The organism is Streptomyces sp. NPDC040410, assembly GCF_055595715.1.
Genome location: NZ_JBVIVK010000001.1, coordinates 217,933 through 231,930 on the forward strand (window position 1 = coordinate 217,933; position 13,998 = coordinate 231,930).

11 protein-coding genes are annotated in these 13,998 nt (G+C 70.0%); 3 read left to right on the forward strand and 8 right to left on the reverse strand.

Annotation, left to right across the window (positions count from 1 at the left end; translation table 11 throughout):
• Positions 1-85: 85 nt before the first annotated feature.
• From ACZ562_RS00935 to ACZ562_RS00960, 6 genes are all read right to left on the reverse strand, one after another.
• Positions 86-325 (reverse strand): hypothetical protein, encoded by a 240-nt coding sequence (locus ACZ562_RS00935; protein ID WP_471174003.1) that lies wholly within the window; start codon positions 323-325, stop codon positions 86-88.
• Positions 326-358: 33 nt separating this feature from the next.
• The gene (locus ACZ562_RS00940) at positions 359-1,603 is read right to left on the reverse strand and encodes a serine hydrolase domain-containing protein (protein ID WP_471172609.1); all 1,245 of its coding nucleotides are present in this window, start codon (positions 1,601-1,603) and stop codon (positions 359-361) included.
• A 175-nt stretch (positions 1,604-1,778) separates the two neighbouring features.
• A complete protein-coding gene (locus tag ACZ562_RS00945; protein WP_471172612.1) occupies positions 1,779-2,681 on the reverse strand; it encodes a sugar phosphate isomerase/epimerase family protein in 903 nt (300 codons plus the stop codon).
• A 1-nt stretch (position 2,682) separates the two neighbouring features.
• The gene (locus ACZ562_RS00950) at positions 2,683-3,597 is read right to left on the reverse strand and encodes an ATP-binding cassette domain-containing protein (protein ID WP_471172617.1); all 915 of its coding nucleotides are present in this window, start codon (positions 3,595-3,597) and stop codon (positions 2,683-2,685) included.
• A 4-nt stretch (positions 3,598-3,601) separates the two neighbouring features.
• A complete protein-coding gene (locus tag ACZ562_RS00955) occupies positions 3,602-4,678 on the reverse strand; it encodes an ABC transporter permease (RefSeq protein ID WP_471173934.1) in 1,077 nt (358 codons plus the stop codon).
• Positions 4,678-5,697 carry a sugar ABC transporter substrate-binding protein gene (locus tag ACZ562_RS00960; RefSeq protein WP_471172620.1) on the reverse strand — a complete coding sequence of 340 codons (1,020 nt, stop codon included), beginning with the start codon at positions 5,695-5,697 and terminating at the stop codon, positions 4,678-4,680. The genes ACZ562_RS00955 and ACZ562_RS00960 overlap by 1 nt, the downstream gene beginning before the upstream one ends.
• A 585-nt stretch (positions 5,698-6,282) precedes the next feature.
• Between ACZ562_RS00960 and ACZ562_RS00965 the strand changes: the two genes are divergently transcribed.
• Entirely contained in the window at positions 6,283-7,071 is a 789-nt protein-coding gene (locus ACZ562_RS00965; protein ID WP_471172622.1) for a GntR family transcriptional regulator, read from the forward strand.
• Between the two features lie 6 nt (positions 7,072-7,077).
• Here ACZ562_RS00965 and ACZ562_RS00970 read toward each other — a convergent pair whose 3' ends face one another.
• Positions 7,078-7,752, reverse strand: coding sequence for an NUDIX domain-containing protein (locus ACZ562_RS00970; protein WP_471172627.1), 675 nt, complete (start codon positions 7,750-7,752; stop codon positions 7,078-7,080).
• 197 nt (positions 7,753-7,949) lie between these two features.
• Between ACZ562_RS00970 and galE the strand changes: the two genes are divergently transcribed.
• Positions 7,950-9,008 carry a UDP-glucose 4-epimerase GalE gene (galE, locus tag ACZ562_RS00975; RefSeq protein WP_471172630.1) on the forward strand — a complete coding sequence of 353 codons (1,059 nt, stop codon included), beginning with the start codon at positions 7,950-7,952 and terminating at the stop codon, positions 9,006-9,008.
• Between the two features lie 113 nt (positions 9,009-9,121).
• A complete protein-coding gene (locus ACZ562_RS00980; protein ID WP_471172632.1) occupies positions 9,122-12,181 on the forward strand; it encodes a putative bifunctional diguanylate cyclase/phosphodiesterase in 3,060 nt (1,019 codons plus the stop codon).
• Positions 12,182-12,200: 19 nt separating this feature from the next.
• Here ACZ562_RS00980 and ACZ562_RS00985 read toward each other — a convergent pair whose 3' ends face one another.
• Entirely contained in the window at positions 12,201-13,997 is a 1,797-nt protein-coding gene (locus tag ACZ562_RS00985; protein WP_471172635.1) for a glycoside hydrolase family 15 protein, read from the reverse strand.
• Position 13,998 lies beyond the last annotated feature (1 nt).

The window sequence follows — 13,998 nt, forward strand, 5'->3', positions numbered from 1 at the left end:
GCACGAAAAGGGCTCCCTGGGGTGAGGGGTTTGGACACCCCGTCTCCCCCCCCCCCCCCCCCCGGCCCCCGGGATCAGTCGCGCCTCACAGGCAGTAACGGACCAACCACTCGTCGGGGTCGTAGGTGTCCCGCGCCGGGTCCGGCGGCGTGGCCGGTCGCTCCTCCACCGTGTCCTGCGGGCGGATCCGCTCCGGCAGGGCGCCGAACCGGGCGCGGCGCACGGCCTCCGCCTCGTCCGGCTTGCTCTCGTCGTGCTCCAAGGGCGCCAACTCGTCCTCCCCGTCCGGTTGTTCACAACCCGTGGTCGTGCACGGGGTGTCCATCGTGCACGGGGTGTCCAACTCCTGTCACGCGGTTCACCTGGCCGCCGGTTGCGCCGGCAGGTCGAAGATGTGGTTCGGGGAGATGATCGCCGTGATCTCTTCGCCGAACAAGGTGCTGGGCTCGTCGCCCTTGTAGTCGATGTCGGTGTTCAGCAGCACGACGAGGGTCGCCTGCTCCGACGGCATGTAGACCGTCAGCGACTCGTAGCCGGGCAGGGAGCCGTTGTGGCCGATCCAGCCCTGCACATTGAAGATGCCGAGGCCGTACCCGGTGCCCGGGATCGGGGTCGGCGGGGTGGTCAGCCGCTGCTTCTGCGTGGCGGGGCTGATCAGCGTGTCCCCGTCGGGCAGTTGGCCCGTGGCCACCGTGCGCGCCCAGACGCGCATGTCCCGCAGCTGGGAGATCATGGCGCCGGCCGCCCAGGCTCCGGAGGGGTTCCAGTTCGCCGAGTCCTCGACCCGGCCGGTCGCGGTCTGGTTCGTGTAGCCCTGCGAGTGCGGATCGGGGAACCCGGGACCGACCGGGAAGAGGGTGTGGTCCAGGCCGGCCGGCTCCAGGATGGTGTCGTGGACGTAGTCCGAGAGCGTCTGCCCTGAGATCTTCTCCACCACCAGACCGAGCAGGATCAGATTCGTGTTGCAGTAGTAGAACTTCTCGCCCGGCGGGAACATCACCGGGTGCCTGAAGGAGTAGTCCAGCAGCTGCTGCGGTGTGAACGGCCGGTACGGGTCGGACGTCATGGCTTTGAAGAAGTCGTCGTCCTGGGAGTAGTTGAACAACCCGCTGCGCATGCCGGCCAGCTGGCGAAGGGTGATCTCGGCGCCGTTCGGAACGCCGTCGACGTACTTGTCGATCGTGTCGTCCAGACCGATCCTGCCCTCGTCGACGAGGGCCAGCACCGCCGTGACGGTGAACGTCTTGGTCTCGCTGCCGATCCGCATGTAGAGGCCCGGCGACATCCGCTCGCCGCTGCTCTTGTCGGCGACTCCGAAGGACTTCATGTACTGGCCCTTGTCGGGTGTCCAGATGCCGACGGTCGCACCGGGGACGTTCGCCTGGTTCATGACCCGCTGCACGGCCTGGTCGAGCTGCCGCTTCACGTCGGGGGTGAGTTCGCGGACGTCTTCCCCGGTGGGCGACGGCGAGGGTTGTCCGGCGACGGTGGCGGCCGAGGACGGCAGCGCCACGGCCGTCCCGCCGGCGGCCGGCGCCACCAGCACCCCCACCGCGGTGGCGACGACAGCGGCCCTGCGCAGTCGGGTGCACGGGTGTGTCATGGGCTCACTCCCCTGTGAGGAGACATGCGCCGCACGCCACAGGCGCGCCACGGGGCACAGGCCGGGCGGGGCCCATCACCCGCCCGCGGCCGGGTGCGGCCGTCACCACCAGCATAGGAGCGCCCCCACGCCGCCGCCTGTCGGCAACGGCGTGCGGACCGGGCCGTTCACCCGCTCACGCCCCGCAGGACCTCAGGAACTTCCGCGTGCGCACCGCGATCGGCAGGGGCTTGTCCGGCTCGCACGGGTACATGTCCTGCTCGACGATCGCGAACAGCTCGACGCCGAGTTTCTGGGCCGCCACCAGGACGGGCTCCAACTCCGGTACGCCGGACGGTGGTTCGCACATCACTCCGCGGTGCACGGCCGGGCCGAACGGAACCCCGTTCCTGACGACGTCGGCGAGGATCTCCGGATCGACCTGCTTGAGGTGCAGATAGCCGATGCGTTCGCCGTAGGTCTCGATGAGCTCGACGCTGTCGCCGCCGCAGTAGGCGTAATGGCCGGTGTCCAGGCACAGGTTGACGAGTTCGGAGTCGGTCGAGTCGAGGAAGCGCTCGACGTGGTCCTCGGTGTCGATGTGCGTGTCCGCGTGCGGATGGACCACGATGTCGAGGCCGTAGTCTTCCTTGACCTCGTGACCGAGCCGCTCCATGCCCTTGGTCAGATACGCCCACTGCTCACCGGTCAGCTCCGGCGGCTCCAGGATCTCGGCGGTCTTGTCGTCCCGCCAGAAGGAGGGGATGACGACGAGGTGCCTCGCACCCATGGCCTGGGTGAGGGCGGCGACCTGGCTCACGTGCTCCCATGTGGACTCCCAGACCGACGGGCCGCGGTGCAGGCCGGTGAAGACCGTGCCCGCGGAGACCTTCAGGCCACGCGTGCTCACCTCGTCCGTGAGGCGCGCCGGGTCGGTGGGCAGATAGCCGTACGGGCCGAGCTCGATCCAGGCGTAGCCCGCCTCGGCGACCTCGTCCAGGAAGCGTTCCCAGGGCACCTGTCGCGGGTCGGCGGGGAACCAGACGCCCCAGGAGTCGGGGGCGGAGCCGACCCGGATGCGGTCCAGGGAGGTCGCCATGTCAGGAGTTCCCTTCGGGCGAGGCCGACACCGGCGCGGTGAGGTCCTTCTCTTCGGGGAGTTCTTCGACGTCGACGCCCCGTACGGTGGCCAGTTCGTGTTTGAGGGCTGCGAGTTCGGCGCCGCCGGCCATGTGGTTGGTGAGCTCTTCGAGGCTGACCTCGCTGCGGTCGGCGGACAGTTCCATGGTGCCCAGGCGCAGGACGCTGAAGTGGTCGCCGACCATGTAGGCGTGGTGGGGGTTGTGGGTGATGAAGATGACGCCGAGGCCGCGGTCGCGGGCGGCGGCGATGTACTTCAGGACCACGCCGGACTGTTTGACGCCGAGGGCGGCGGTGGGTTCGTCCAGGATCAGCACGCGGGCGCCGAAGTACACGGCTCGTGCGATGGCCACGCACTGGCGCTGGCCGCCGGAGAGGGTGCCGATGGGCTGTTCGAGGTCGTCGAGGACGATGCCCATGTTGCGCAGTTCCTCGTCGGCGGTCTTCTTCATCTTCTCGATGTCGAGGCGGCGGACGGGCCAGGGGCCCTTGGTCATCTCGGAGCCGAGGAAGAAGTTGCGCCAGACCGGCATGAGGGGGACGGTCGCCAGGTCCTGGTAGACGGTGGCGATGCCGCGGTCGAGTGCCTCGCGGGGGGTGCTGAAGCGCACCGGTTCGTTGTCGACGAGGAAGTCGCCCTCGGTGTGCTGGTGCAGACCCGAGATGATTTTGATGAGGGTGGACTTGCCCGCGCCGTTGTCACCCAGCACGCAGGTGACCCGGCTGGGGTGGACGGTGAGGTCGACGCCGTGCAGGGCGCGGATGTTGCCGTAGGACTTGCCCGCGTTGCGCAGTTCGACGATCGCGCCGTCCTCGTCGTCGACGGTCTGCGCGAGCACGGCTCCGTGGGTGCCGGCTTTGTCGGTGGATGTCATCGGGTCACCTCCGGGTCGCCGTGCGGCTGACCCACAGATTGATCAGGACGGCGCCGAGCAGCATCACGCCGAGGAACGCCTTGAACCAGTCGGGGTTCCAGCCGGCGTAGACGATGCCCTGCTGCACCATGCCGAACATGAACGCGCCGAAGACCGGGCCGATCGCCGAGCCGGAGCCGCCGGTCAGCAGACAGCCGCCGATCACGGCCGCCGAGATGTAGATCAGCTCCTGGCCCACGCCCTCGCCGGACTGCACGGTGTTGAAGGTGAACAGCTGGTGCATGCCCACGAACCAGGCGCCGAAGCCGACCAGCATGAACAGCGAGATCTTGGTGAACGTCACCGGTACACCGACCGCCCGGGCGGACTCCTTGCTGCCGCCCACCGCGAAGATCCAGTTGCCGTACTTGGTGCGCAGCAGGACCCAGGTGGCGATGGCCGCGAAGACCAGCCAGTACAAGATGGTGATCTTGACCTGGACGCCGCCGACCTCGAACGACGAGGCGAAGATCTTCTTCGCCTGGCCGAAGCCGTCCATGTCGCTGATGTCGTCGGTGGCCACATTGGTGGTGACCAGCTTGGTCACCGCCAGGTTCACACCCTGCAGGATCAGGAAGGTGCCCAGGGTGACCAGGAAGCTGGGCAGCCCGGTCCTGACCACCGTCCAGCCGTTGAAGAACCCGACCCCCAGCGACACGATCAGCGCGACGACCACTCCCACCCACACGTTCATGGTCAGCTGGTAGCTGAGCATGCTCGCGGTGAGCGCCGAGGTGATGACCGCGACGCCGGCCGACAGGTCGAACTCTCCGCCGATCATCAGCAGCGCCACCGGCAGCGCCATGATCCCGATCGTCGACGACTGGTAGAGGATGTTCGCCATCGAGCTGCCGTCGCGCACCGGCGGGGCGGTGACGAGGAAGAACACGTACACCGCGACGGCGCCGAGGAAGACACCGACCTCGGGACGGGCGAGCAGCCGGAGCGCCAGGGGACGCCGCGCGGTCCGCCCGTCGGTCTCCTTCCGGCCGGGGGCCGGCGGTGTGGTCACCGCCGGCTCAGCCTGCTGGGTCATACCGATCACCGAGTGCCCTTCGCGGCGAACCGGGCGACCGCGTCGACGTTGGTCCTGTCGACGAAGGCCGGACCGGTCAGTACCGGCTGCTCACCGCCACCCATGTAGTTGCCGTTGTTCTTGTAGAGCCACAGCGAGTCGATCGCCAGGTAGCCCTGGAGGTAGGGCTGCTGGTCGACCGCGAACTGGATCGTGCCCTTGTTGATGGCGCCGGTCAGGTCCTTGTTGAGGTCGAAGGTGGCGATCTTGGCCTTGCTGCCTGCGTCGCCCACCGACTGCACCGCGGTCAGCGCGAACGGGGCGCCGAGCGTGACCACGTAGTCGATGGCGCTGTCCTGCTTCAGCTTGGCGGTGATCGTCGACTTCACCGACGGCATGTCGGTGCCGTTGACGTACAGCGTCTCAGTCGAGCCGGAGAACGTCTTCTTCACACCGTCGCAGCGCTGGGTCAGGCCGATGTTGCCCTGCTCCTGGATGACACAGACGGCCTTCTTGGCGCGGGCCTCGTCGAGCCTCTTGCCGAGCGCCTCGCCGGCCACGGTCTCGTCCTGGCCGAAGAACTCCATGAGGCCGAGCTTCTGCCACTCGCTCACACCGGAGTTGAGGCCGACGACGGGTATGTTGGCCGCCTTCGCCTTGGCCACGACGTCCTTGAGGGCGTCCGGCTTGGCCAGCGTGATCGCGATGCCGTCGACCTTCTGGTCGATGGCGTTCTGCACCAGGTTGGCCTGGTTGCCCGCGTTCGGGTCGGCCGAGTAGACGAGCTTGACGTTGTCCTTGGCGGCGGCGGCCTCGGCACCCTTGCGGACGATGTCCCAGAAGGTGTCGCCGGGCGACTGGTGGGTGACCAGGGCCACCGTCATCTGCGGTGTGGTCGCCCTGCCCGCGGAGGCGCCTCCCGCGCTCTCCTCGGCCTTCTTGCCGCCGGAGCTGCTGGAACAGCCCGCGAGGGTCAGGGCCGCTGCCGCGGCCACCGCCACGACGGGGGCGAATCTGCGGGAGCGGGAGTGCGAAGAGCGGTCCATCTTTCCTGCACCTCACTGTGCGACGGGGGAAAGGGAAGGCGGATCACGGTGATCCGAAGCCCCTGGATCTGAAGTCCGGGTGGTGCGCCGCGGAACGCGGCTGGTGCGCTGGGACGGGATTCCACCCCTTGGCGCGCCCGCTGTCAATACTTTGTTAAGACATCATTTCACAAGCAGGTCCGAATGTAAGTACAAAGTCTTGACAGCGCGGTCCTCCGAGTCCTAAACCTGGGAGGCGGCAGGCCCCTCGGGACCCGCACCCCCGCAACAGCTCGAGGAGTGTCGCGCGCATGACCGAGTCAGCCCAGTCCTTCGACCTGTTCACGATGGGCCGCATCGGAGTCGATCTCTACCCGCCGCAACGGGACGGCATACGCCATCGGCTGACCGCCGGCATCTACTTCGACCGGATCACCCGCCCCGAGGCCCGACCCCGGCCGCGGCCTGGTGGGGCGTGCCCGTGGCCGAGGTGGCCTCCCGCGAGGCGGCTCTGCGGGCCCGCGAGGAGTACGACCGCCAGGCCGCCGACCGCCGCCGGCACCCGTGACCCAGTCACTTCCGACTCTTCCGAAGGGAGGTACGTCCATGGCGAAGACCCGTGGTCACGGCCGGGCCGTGACCGCCGCCCCCGCTCTCGACACCCTGGACTTCGCCCTGGACCGGGGCAGCCCGGTGCCGCTGTACTACCAGCTCGCGCAGCAACTGGAGGCGGCGATCGAGCACGGCCTCCTCGCTCCGGGAAACCTCCTGGGCAACGAGATCGACCTGTCGGTACGGCTCGGCCTGTCCCGGCCGACGGTCCGCCAGGCCATCCAGACCCTGGTCGACAAAGGGCTGCTGGTACGCCGCCGGGGGGTCGGCACCCAGGTCGTGCACAGTCAGGTCAAGCGGCCGCTGGAGCTGAGCAGTCTGTACGACGACCTGGAGACGGCCGGGCAGGGGCCGACCACTCAGGTGGTGCGCAACGAGCCCGTCCCTGCGCCCCCGGACGTGGCGGCGGCTCTCGGCATCGCGGAGGGCAGCGAGGTCACGGTCCTGGAGCGGCTGCGCTCCACCCACGGCCAGCCCGTGGCCTTCCTCTGCAACTACCTGCCCGCGGCGCTGCTCGACCTCGACACCGAACGGCTGGAGTCGACCGGCCTGTACCGGATGATGCGCTCGGCGGGCATCACCCTGCACAGCGCCCACCAGACCGTCGGCGCCCGCGGCGCGACCGCCGAGGAGGCGGCCCGTCTCGACGAGAAGGAGGGAGCGGCGCTCCTGACCATGCGGCGCACCGCGTACGACGACACGGGCAGACCGGTCGAGTACGGCACGCACGTCTACCGCGCGTCCCGGTACACGTTCGACTTCCAGCTCCTGGTCAGACCCTGAGAAGGATCAGTGAGCCGCCTTGCGGGCGAACGGCCCCTCCAGCGCGGCCCACTGGAGCAGCATGATGGTCTTGGCGTCGGCGATCTCCCCGGTGCGGATCATCTGCAGGGCCCTGCGGAAGGGCAGTTCGAGGATCTCGATGTCCTCGCCCTCCTCGCCGAGGCCGCCGCCTTCGTGGGTGCGGGTCGAGGGGCCGTAGGCGGCGGCGTAGAAGCTGACGCGTTCGGTGACCGAGCCCGGGCTCATACAGACGTCGAAGACGTGCTGGACGGCGCCGATGGTGTGCCCGGTCTCCTCGACGACCTCGCGCCGTACGGCGTTCTCCGGGTGCTCGTCATCGTCGTCGAGCAGCCCGCCCGGTGTCTCGACCAGCATCCCGTCGGGGTGCCCGTTGACGTATACCGGGAAGCGGAACTGCCTGGTGAGCAGCACTGTTTCGCGTTCGGCGTCGTACAGCAGCATGGTGGCGCCGTTGCCGCGGTCGTGCGTCTCGCGCTCCTGTGTCCTCCAGGAGCCGTCGCCGTGCCGGAAGTCGAAGGTCGTGGTGCGCTCGACGTACCAGTGGCTGGACAGCAGGGTCACGTCCCGGACCTTGACGCGTGGATTGCCGGTCAGGTCACGGCCGGTCCGGTCGAGGCCGGTGCGGCCCCGGCGGTCGGGGGTGTCGATGCCCGCGGTCATCGGGCACCGGCCGAGGGTGCGGGGAACAAGTTGGTCATGTTTGCTTCTACCATCCGGAGCTTCATGGTCGAAGCCCTCGAGCCCTTGACTCCGGGACCGAACCGGCGCACAGTCGTTTTATACATCGTAAACGTACGTCGTTCCAGCACGTTCCGGGGCGGTCACCGCGACCGCGGCCGGCACACGGGAGCGGGGCCATGAGCGCACCGTCGACCATCCTCGTCACAGGCGGGGCCGGATTCATCGGCAGCCACGCCTGTGTCGACCTGCTCGACCACGGTTACGAGCTGATCGTGGTGGACGACTACTCGAACAGCGTGCCGCAGGCCTTCGCCCGGGTGGAGCGGATCGCCGGCCGCTTCGTCGGTGCCGTCTACGAGCTGGACATCTGTGACCGGCGGGCCCTGTCCGCGGTGTTCGAACGGCACGCCGTCGACGCGGTCGTGCACTTCGCGGCCTACAAGTCCGTGAGCCAGTCGACCCACATGCCCGTGGAGTACTACGACACCAACGTCGGCGGCACGACCGCCCTGCTGCGGACCATGCACGAGCACGGAGTGCACCAGCTCGTGTACTCCTCGTCCTGCTCCGTCTACGGCGATGCCCGGCCGGGGCCGCTGGACGAGTCCACCCCCGCCCGGCCCACCAACCCGTACGCGGCCTCGAAGTGGACCTGCGAACAGATTCTCTCCGACGTGTGCCACCGCCGCCCGGAATTCACCGTGCTGTGCCTGAGGTACTTCAACCCGGTCGGCGCCCACCCCAGCGGACTGCTCGGCGAGGACCCGCGCGGCGAACCGGACAACCTCATGCCGTACCTGGCCCAGGTGGCCGTCGGCCGGCGGGAACGGCTGCGCGTCTTCGGCACCGACTACCCGACGCGCGACGGCACCGCGATCCGCGACTACATCCACGTCATGGACACCGTCGAGGCACACCGGGTCGCGCTCGACCATCTCGCCGACGCTCCCGGCATGCACGTCTACAACCTCGGCGTCGGCAAGGGCAGTTCGGTCCTCGAGGTCGTCGCCGCGTTCTCCACCGCGTGCGGCCGGCCCATCCCGTACGAGGCCGCGGACCGCCGTCCCGGCGACGTGGCCGAACTCGTCGCCGACGCGACCGCCGTCACCCGCGCCTGGGGCTGGCACCCCACCCGGGACCTCGACGACATGTGCCGGGACGCCTGGCGCTTCCAGCGGCTCAACCCGAACGGCTACGCCGGATCCCCCCGGCGGACGAAGGGCGAGCACGGCTGACCGGCCGGCGCCGAGATGCAGGCCCGCACCCCTGTGCCTACGATTTAGACGTTAAGTCCTGGTTAACGCGTGCTTTCGCGACCCGGTCCCGCGACTCGGGGAGGCGCTTGCTCTTGTCGACGAGCCGCCGGCTGATGGCCGCCTACATCACGCTGGTCGGGATCGTCACGTGCCTCTACGCGACCGTCCCCGCCACGCGGGCGCCGTCGTGGGCCGTCATCGGGCTGGGAGGTGCCGCGGCCGTCCTCGGCGGAGTCCACCTCCACCGCCCCGCCCACCGGTGGCCCTGGCTCGTGCTCGCCGCCGGACTGCTGGCCTTCGCGGCGGGTGACACGTACTTCAACGTGCAGGAACAGTACTTCCAGGCGGCCAGTCCGTTTCCCTCGTTCTCGGACGCGTGCTACCTGGCCGCGTACCCGCTCTTCGCCGTCGGCCTGTTCGGTCTGGTCCGGTACCGCTGGCCGGACCACGACCTGCCCAGCCTGCTGGACGCACTGATCATCACCGCCGGCCTCGCCCTGCCGGTGTGGGTCTACCTGGTGCAGCCGCTGACCATGCTGGACGGCCTCACCTGGCAGCAACGCGCGATCCGCATCGCCTACGCGCTGGGGGACGTCCTGGTACTTGCGATGCTGGTCCGGCTGCTCGCCCCGAGCGCCGTCTCCGGCCGCAACCGCTCCGTACAGCTGCTCGTCCTGGGCACCATGGCGCTGCTCGTCCTCGACATCGCCTACGGGATCCTGCAGCTCGACGGGACATGGCAGGCCGGCCTGCTGCTGGACTCCGCCTGGATCGTCTTCTACACGGCCTGGGGACTGGCCGCGCTCCACCCCGCGATGACGGAGCTGACCTCGCCGGAACCGCCGCCGCAGTCCCTGCTCCCGCCCTGGCACCGGCTCGTGCTCCTCACCGCTGCCACCCTGATCCCGCCGGCTGTTCTGCTCTTCGAGGAGCGGTCGGGCGGCGTCCGCGACGCGACGGCGCTGGCCGTCTTCTCCGGCTTCCTGTTCCTGCTGGTCAGCCTGCGTCTCGCGGGCATGGCCGTGGCCCACCGCAAGGCCGTGACGCGGGAACTGGCCCTGCACGGGGCGGCGGCCTCACTCGTCGCGGCGTTCGAGACGCCCGAGATCGCACGGTCCTGCGACTCGGCGATCACCGCGCTGTTCGGCCCGAAGGTCCGCCACGCGGGCATCGTGCTGTCCGCCCAGGAGGCCCAGGACCTCTACAGGGTTCTGGAGCAGGCGCCCACCGCAGTGATTCTCCCCGTCACCGAACTGCCGCCCGGCATCGCCGCCCGGCTCGGCGACCTGCCGACCGCCCTGGTCTGTCCCATGGTCGGGCCCGACCACCCGGCCGGCGGCGAGCTCCCCGGCGTCCTGCTGGCCGCGGGGCCCGAGCGCCGGCTCGCCGAGATGCGCGACTCACTGGAGATCCTGGCCTCGCACGCCGGGCTGGCGGCCGAGCGGGTCGCACTGCGACAGGAGATCATCCGCCAGGAGAGCGAGGCGTACTTCCGCACGCTCGTGCGCAACACCTCGGACGTCATCCTCATCGTCAACGACGACACCACCGTCCGGTACGCCAGCCCGTCCGCCGAGGCCGTGTTCGGCACCGCCGCGCTGACGGGCACGGCGCTCGGGGAACTGCTGGATCCCGAGGACCGCGACCGTGTGCACCGCACGCTGGCGCTCCTGTTCAGCGCCGGGCGCCAGGAGGCCCAGGACCACTGGTGGGTGGTCCGCGACACCGGCCGCATCGAGGTGGAGGTGCGCTGCCGCGACCTGCGGCAGGACAGAACCGTACGCGGGCTGGTGGTGACCCTCAGGGACGTGACCGAGCAACGTCAGCTGGAGCAGGAGCTCACCCAGCGGGCCTTTCACGACCCGCTGACCGGTCTGCCCAACCGGACCCTGCTGCTGGAGCGGATCGAGCGTGCGCTGCTGCGCGGCCGACGTGAGACGACACTCACCTGTCTGCTCTTCATCGACCTGGACGACTTCAAGACCGTGAACGACAGCCTGGGCCACTCGGTCGGCGACCGGCTCCTGCGCGCGGTGGCCGAGCGCCTGTCGGAGGCGTTGCGCCGCACGGACACCGCGGCCCGGCTGGGCGGCGACGAGTTCGCGGTGCTGATGGAGGACGCCAGACAGCCCGTGGACGCGGAGCTGCTGGCCGCCCAGGTGATCCAGACCCTCAACCGGCCCTTCCAGCTGTCCGACCACTCGGTGAGCGTCTGCGCCAGCGTGGGAGTGGCCACGGCGATGGACACCGCTGACGCGGAGGAGCTGCTGGCGCTGGCCGATCTGGCCCTCTACTCGGCCAAGGCGGCCGGGAAACGTCAGTGGCGGCGCTTCCTGCCCCAGCTGCGCGTCCACATGGCGGAGCGGCACGATCTGGAGACGCGCCTGGACCAGGCGATCGTCCGGCAGGAGTTCGCCCTGCGCTACCAGCCGGTGGTGGACATCGCCGGGGACGAGGTCGTCGGGTTCGAGGCGCTGGCCCGGTGGCCGCGGTCCCAGGACGGTCCCGTGCCGCCCGGGGAGTTCATCCCGCTCGCCGAGGAGACGGGGCACATCGCGCCCCTGGGCGCCTGGGTGCTGCGCCACGCCGCGGCCGACATGGCGCGGATGCAGGACCGGGCCGGGGAGCTGGCGCCGCCGTACGTCAGCGTCAACGTGTCCGGACGCCAGTGGCAGGACCGGGACTTCTTGGACGAGGTGCGGCAGGCCCTGGACACTCCCGGGCTGAAGCCGGGCTCGTTGCAGCTGGAGCTCACCGAGTCGGTGCTCATGCAACGGGACTCCCAGATCGACGCGCTGGTCCGGGCGCTGAAGGACCTCGGCGTGCGCCTCGCCGTGGACGACTTCGGCACCGGGTACTCGTCGCTGCGCTATCTGCGGGACTTCCCGCTCGACGTACTCAAGATCGACAAAACCTTCATCGACGGCATCCCGGACGATCCCCGGCAGGTCGCGCTCGTCGAGGGAATCGTCCACATCGCCGACACGCTCGGCCTGGAGGTGATCGCGGAGGGCATCGAGGAGCAGGCGCAACGGGAGCTGCTGGCGAGCATCGGCTGCCAGTTCGGCCAGGGATATCTGTTCGCGCGGCCGATGACGGTGGAACAGGGGGAGGCCGTGCTGCGCCGGCGCAACGGGGACCGGCTGTCGTAGCGGGGCCGCCGGAAGGCCGTCAGGGCGCCGGCCGCGGATCCGACAGCGCGAACGCCGTCTCCACCAGGGCGATGTGACTGAACGCCTGCGGGGCGTTGCCGAGTTGGCGTCCGGCGTCCGGGTCCCACTGCTCGGACAGCAGCCCGACGTCGTTGCGGACGCCGAGGACCCGTTCGAAGGCCTCCCGTGCCTCGGTGACGTGGCCGGTGGCAGCGAGGGCGTCGGCGTACCACAGGGAACACGCGAGGAACGTGCCCTCCCGGCCGCGGACGCCGTCCACGCCGTGCACGTCGTCACCGTCCGGCGCGTACCGCCGTACGAACCCGCCGTGGTCCAGTTCCCCCATCGCCCGTACGGTGGCGTGCACCCGCGGGTCCCGGGGCGACAGGAAGCCGAGCCGGGGCATCAGGAGGGCCGAGGCGTCCAGGTCCCGTGAGCCGTAGGACTGCACGAACGTCCGATGCGTCGGGTCCCAGCCCTGCCGGCAGACCTGGCGGCGCACGTCCTCGCGCATGGCCCGCCACTCGGCCGAGGAGCCGTTGCGGCCGAGCAGCGCACCCATGCGCAGGGCGCGGTCGGCGGCGACCCAGGCCATGACCTTGGAGTGGACGAACTGCCGCCGCGGCCCGCGTACTTGCCACAGCCCGTGATCCGGCTCCCGCCAGTGCCGCCCGAGGTGCTCCATCATCGTCCTCACCAGGCTCCACACGTGGTCCGGCAGGGAGATTCCCGCCTGGAGCGACAGGTACAGCGCGTCCATGACCTCGCCGTAGACGTCGAGCTGGAACTGGCCGGCCGCGGAGTTGCCGAACCGGACCGGCCGCGATCCCTGGTACCCGGGGAGCCACGGCGCTTCGGTCTCCGGCAGCAGCCGCTGTCCCTCGACGCCGTACACCGTCTGCAGTTCCGCGGGGTCGCCGGCGATGGCCCGCACCAGCCAGTCCAGCCAGGCCGTCGCCTCGTCCCGGTAGCCACTGCGCAGCAGGCACGACAGGGTGAGCGTGGAGTCGCGCAGCCAGCAGTAGCGATAGTCCCAGTTGCGTTCGCCGCCGATGCAGCCGGGCAGGGAGGCGGTCGGGGCGGCGACGATGCCTCCGGTGGACGCGCAGGTGAGTGCCTTCAGTGTGATCAGGGAACGCACCACCGCGTCCCGCCACGGCCCTCGGTAGCGGCACTGCGCAGCCCAGCCCCGCCAGAAGTCGCCGGTCTCCTTCTGCACCGTCGCCGCCGGCACCCACAGCGGGACGGGCCGCTCGGGCAGGTGCGACGGCGCCCACACCAGCATCAGGGCCAGTCGGCGGCCGGCCGGGACGGAGAAGTCGAAGACGGTGGAGTCCCCGCCGTCGTGCGGTCGTACGGGGCCGTCGGCGGTGAGCCACACGGCGTCCGGCCCGGCGACCGCGACGGTGCAGCGGTCGGCGGTCCGGATCCAGGGCACGACCCGGCCGTGGTGGAAGCGCAGCCGCAGTTCGCTGCGCATCTGTACACAGCCGGACAGGCCCTCCACCACGCGAACGAGGCACGGCAGCCCGCTGCGGGGAGGCATGAAGTCGGTGACCCGCACGGTGCCGTGCGCGGTCTCCCACCGTGAGTCCAGGACCAGCGTGTCCGGCCGGTAGGCGCGGTGCCCGCAGCGCCCGCCGTCGACGGGGGCCACACGCCAGAAGCCGTTGTCCCGCGTGCCGAGCAGCGCGGCCAGGCAGGCCGGTGAGTCGAAGCGGGGCAGGCACAGCCAGTCCACGGAGCCGTCGCGGCCGACCATGGCGGCGGTCTCCATGTCGCTGAGGAGGGCGTAGTCCTCGATGGGGGAAGTCATG

What these genes read in the sequence shown, in the direction of transcription:
- ACZ562_RS00935 (WP_471174003.1), bottom strand. Translation starts at nt 325, where the DNA reads ATGGACACCCCGTGCACGACCACGGGTTGTGAACAACCGGACGGGGAG.
- ACZ562_RS00940 (WP_471172609.1), bottom strand. Translation starts at nt 1,603, where the DNA reads ATGACACACCCGTGCACCCGACTGCGCAGGGCCGCTGTCGTCGCCACC.
- ACZ562_RS00945 (WP_471172612.1), bottom strand. Translation starts at nt 2,681, where the DNA reads ATGGCGACCTCCCTGGACCGCATCCGGGTCGGCTCCGCCCCCGACTCC.
- ACZ562_RS00950 (WP_471172617.1), bottom strand. Translation starts at nt 3,597, where the DNA reads ATGACATCCACCGACAAAGCCGGCACCCACGGAGCCGTGCTCGCGCAG.
- ACZ562_RS00960 (WP_471172620.1), bottom strand. Translation starts at nt 5,697, where the DNA reads ATGGACCGCTCTTCGCACTCCCGCTCCCGCAGATTCGCCCCCGTCGTG.
- ACZ562_RS00965 (WP_471172622.1), top strand. Translation starts at nt 6,283, where the DNA reads ATGGCGAAGACCCGTGGTCACGGCCGGGCCGTGACCGCCGCCCCCGCT.
- ACZ562_RS00970 (WP_471172627.1), bottom strand. Translation starts at nt 7,752, where the DNA reads ATGACCGCGGGCATCGACACCCCCGACCGCCGGGGCCGCACCGGCCTC.
- galE (WP_471172630.1), top strand. Translation starts at nt 7,950, where the DNA reads ATGAGCGCACCGTCGACCATCCTCGTCACAGGCGGGGCCGGATTCATC.
- ACZ562_RS00985 (WP_471172635.1), bottom strand. Translation starts at nt 13,997, where the DNA reads ATGACTTCCCCCATCGAGGACTACGCCCTCCTCAGCGACATGGAGACC.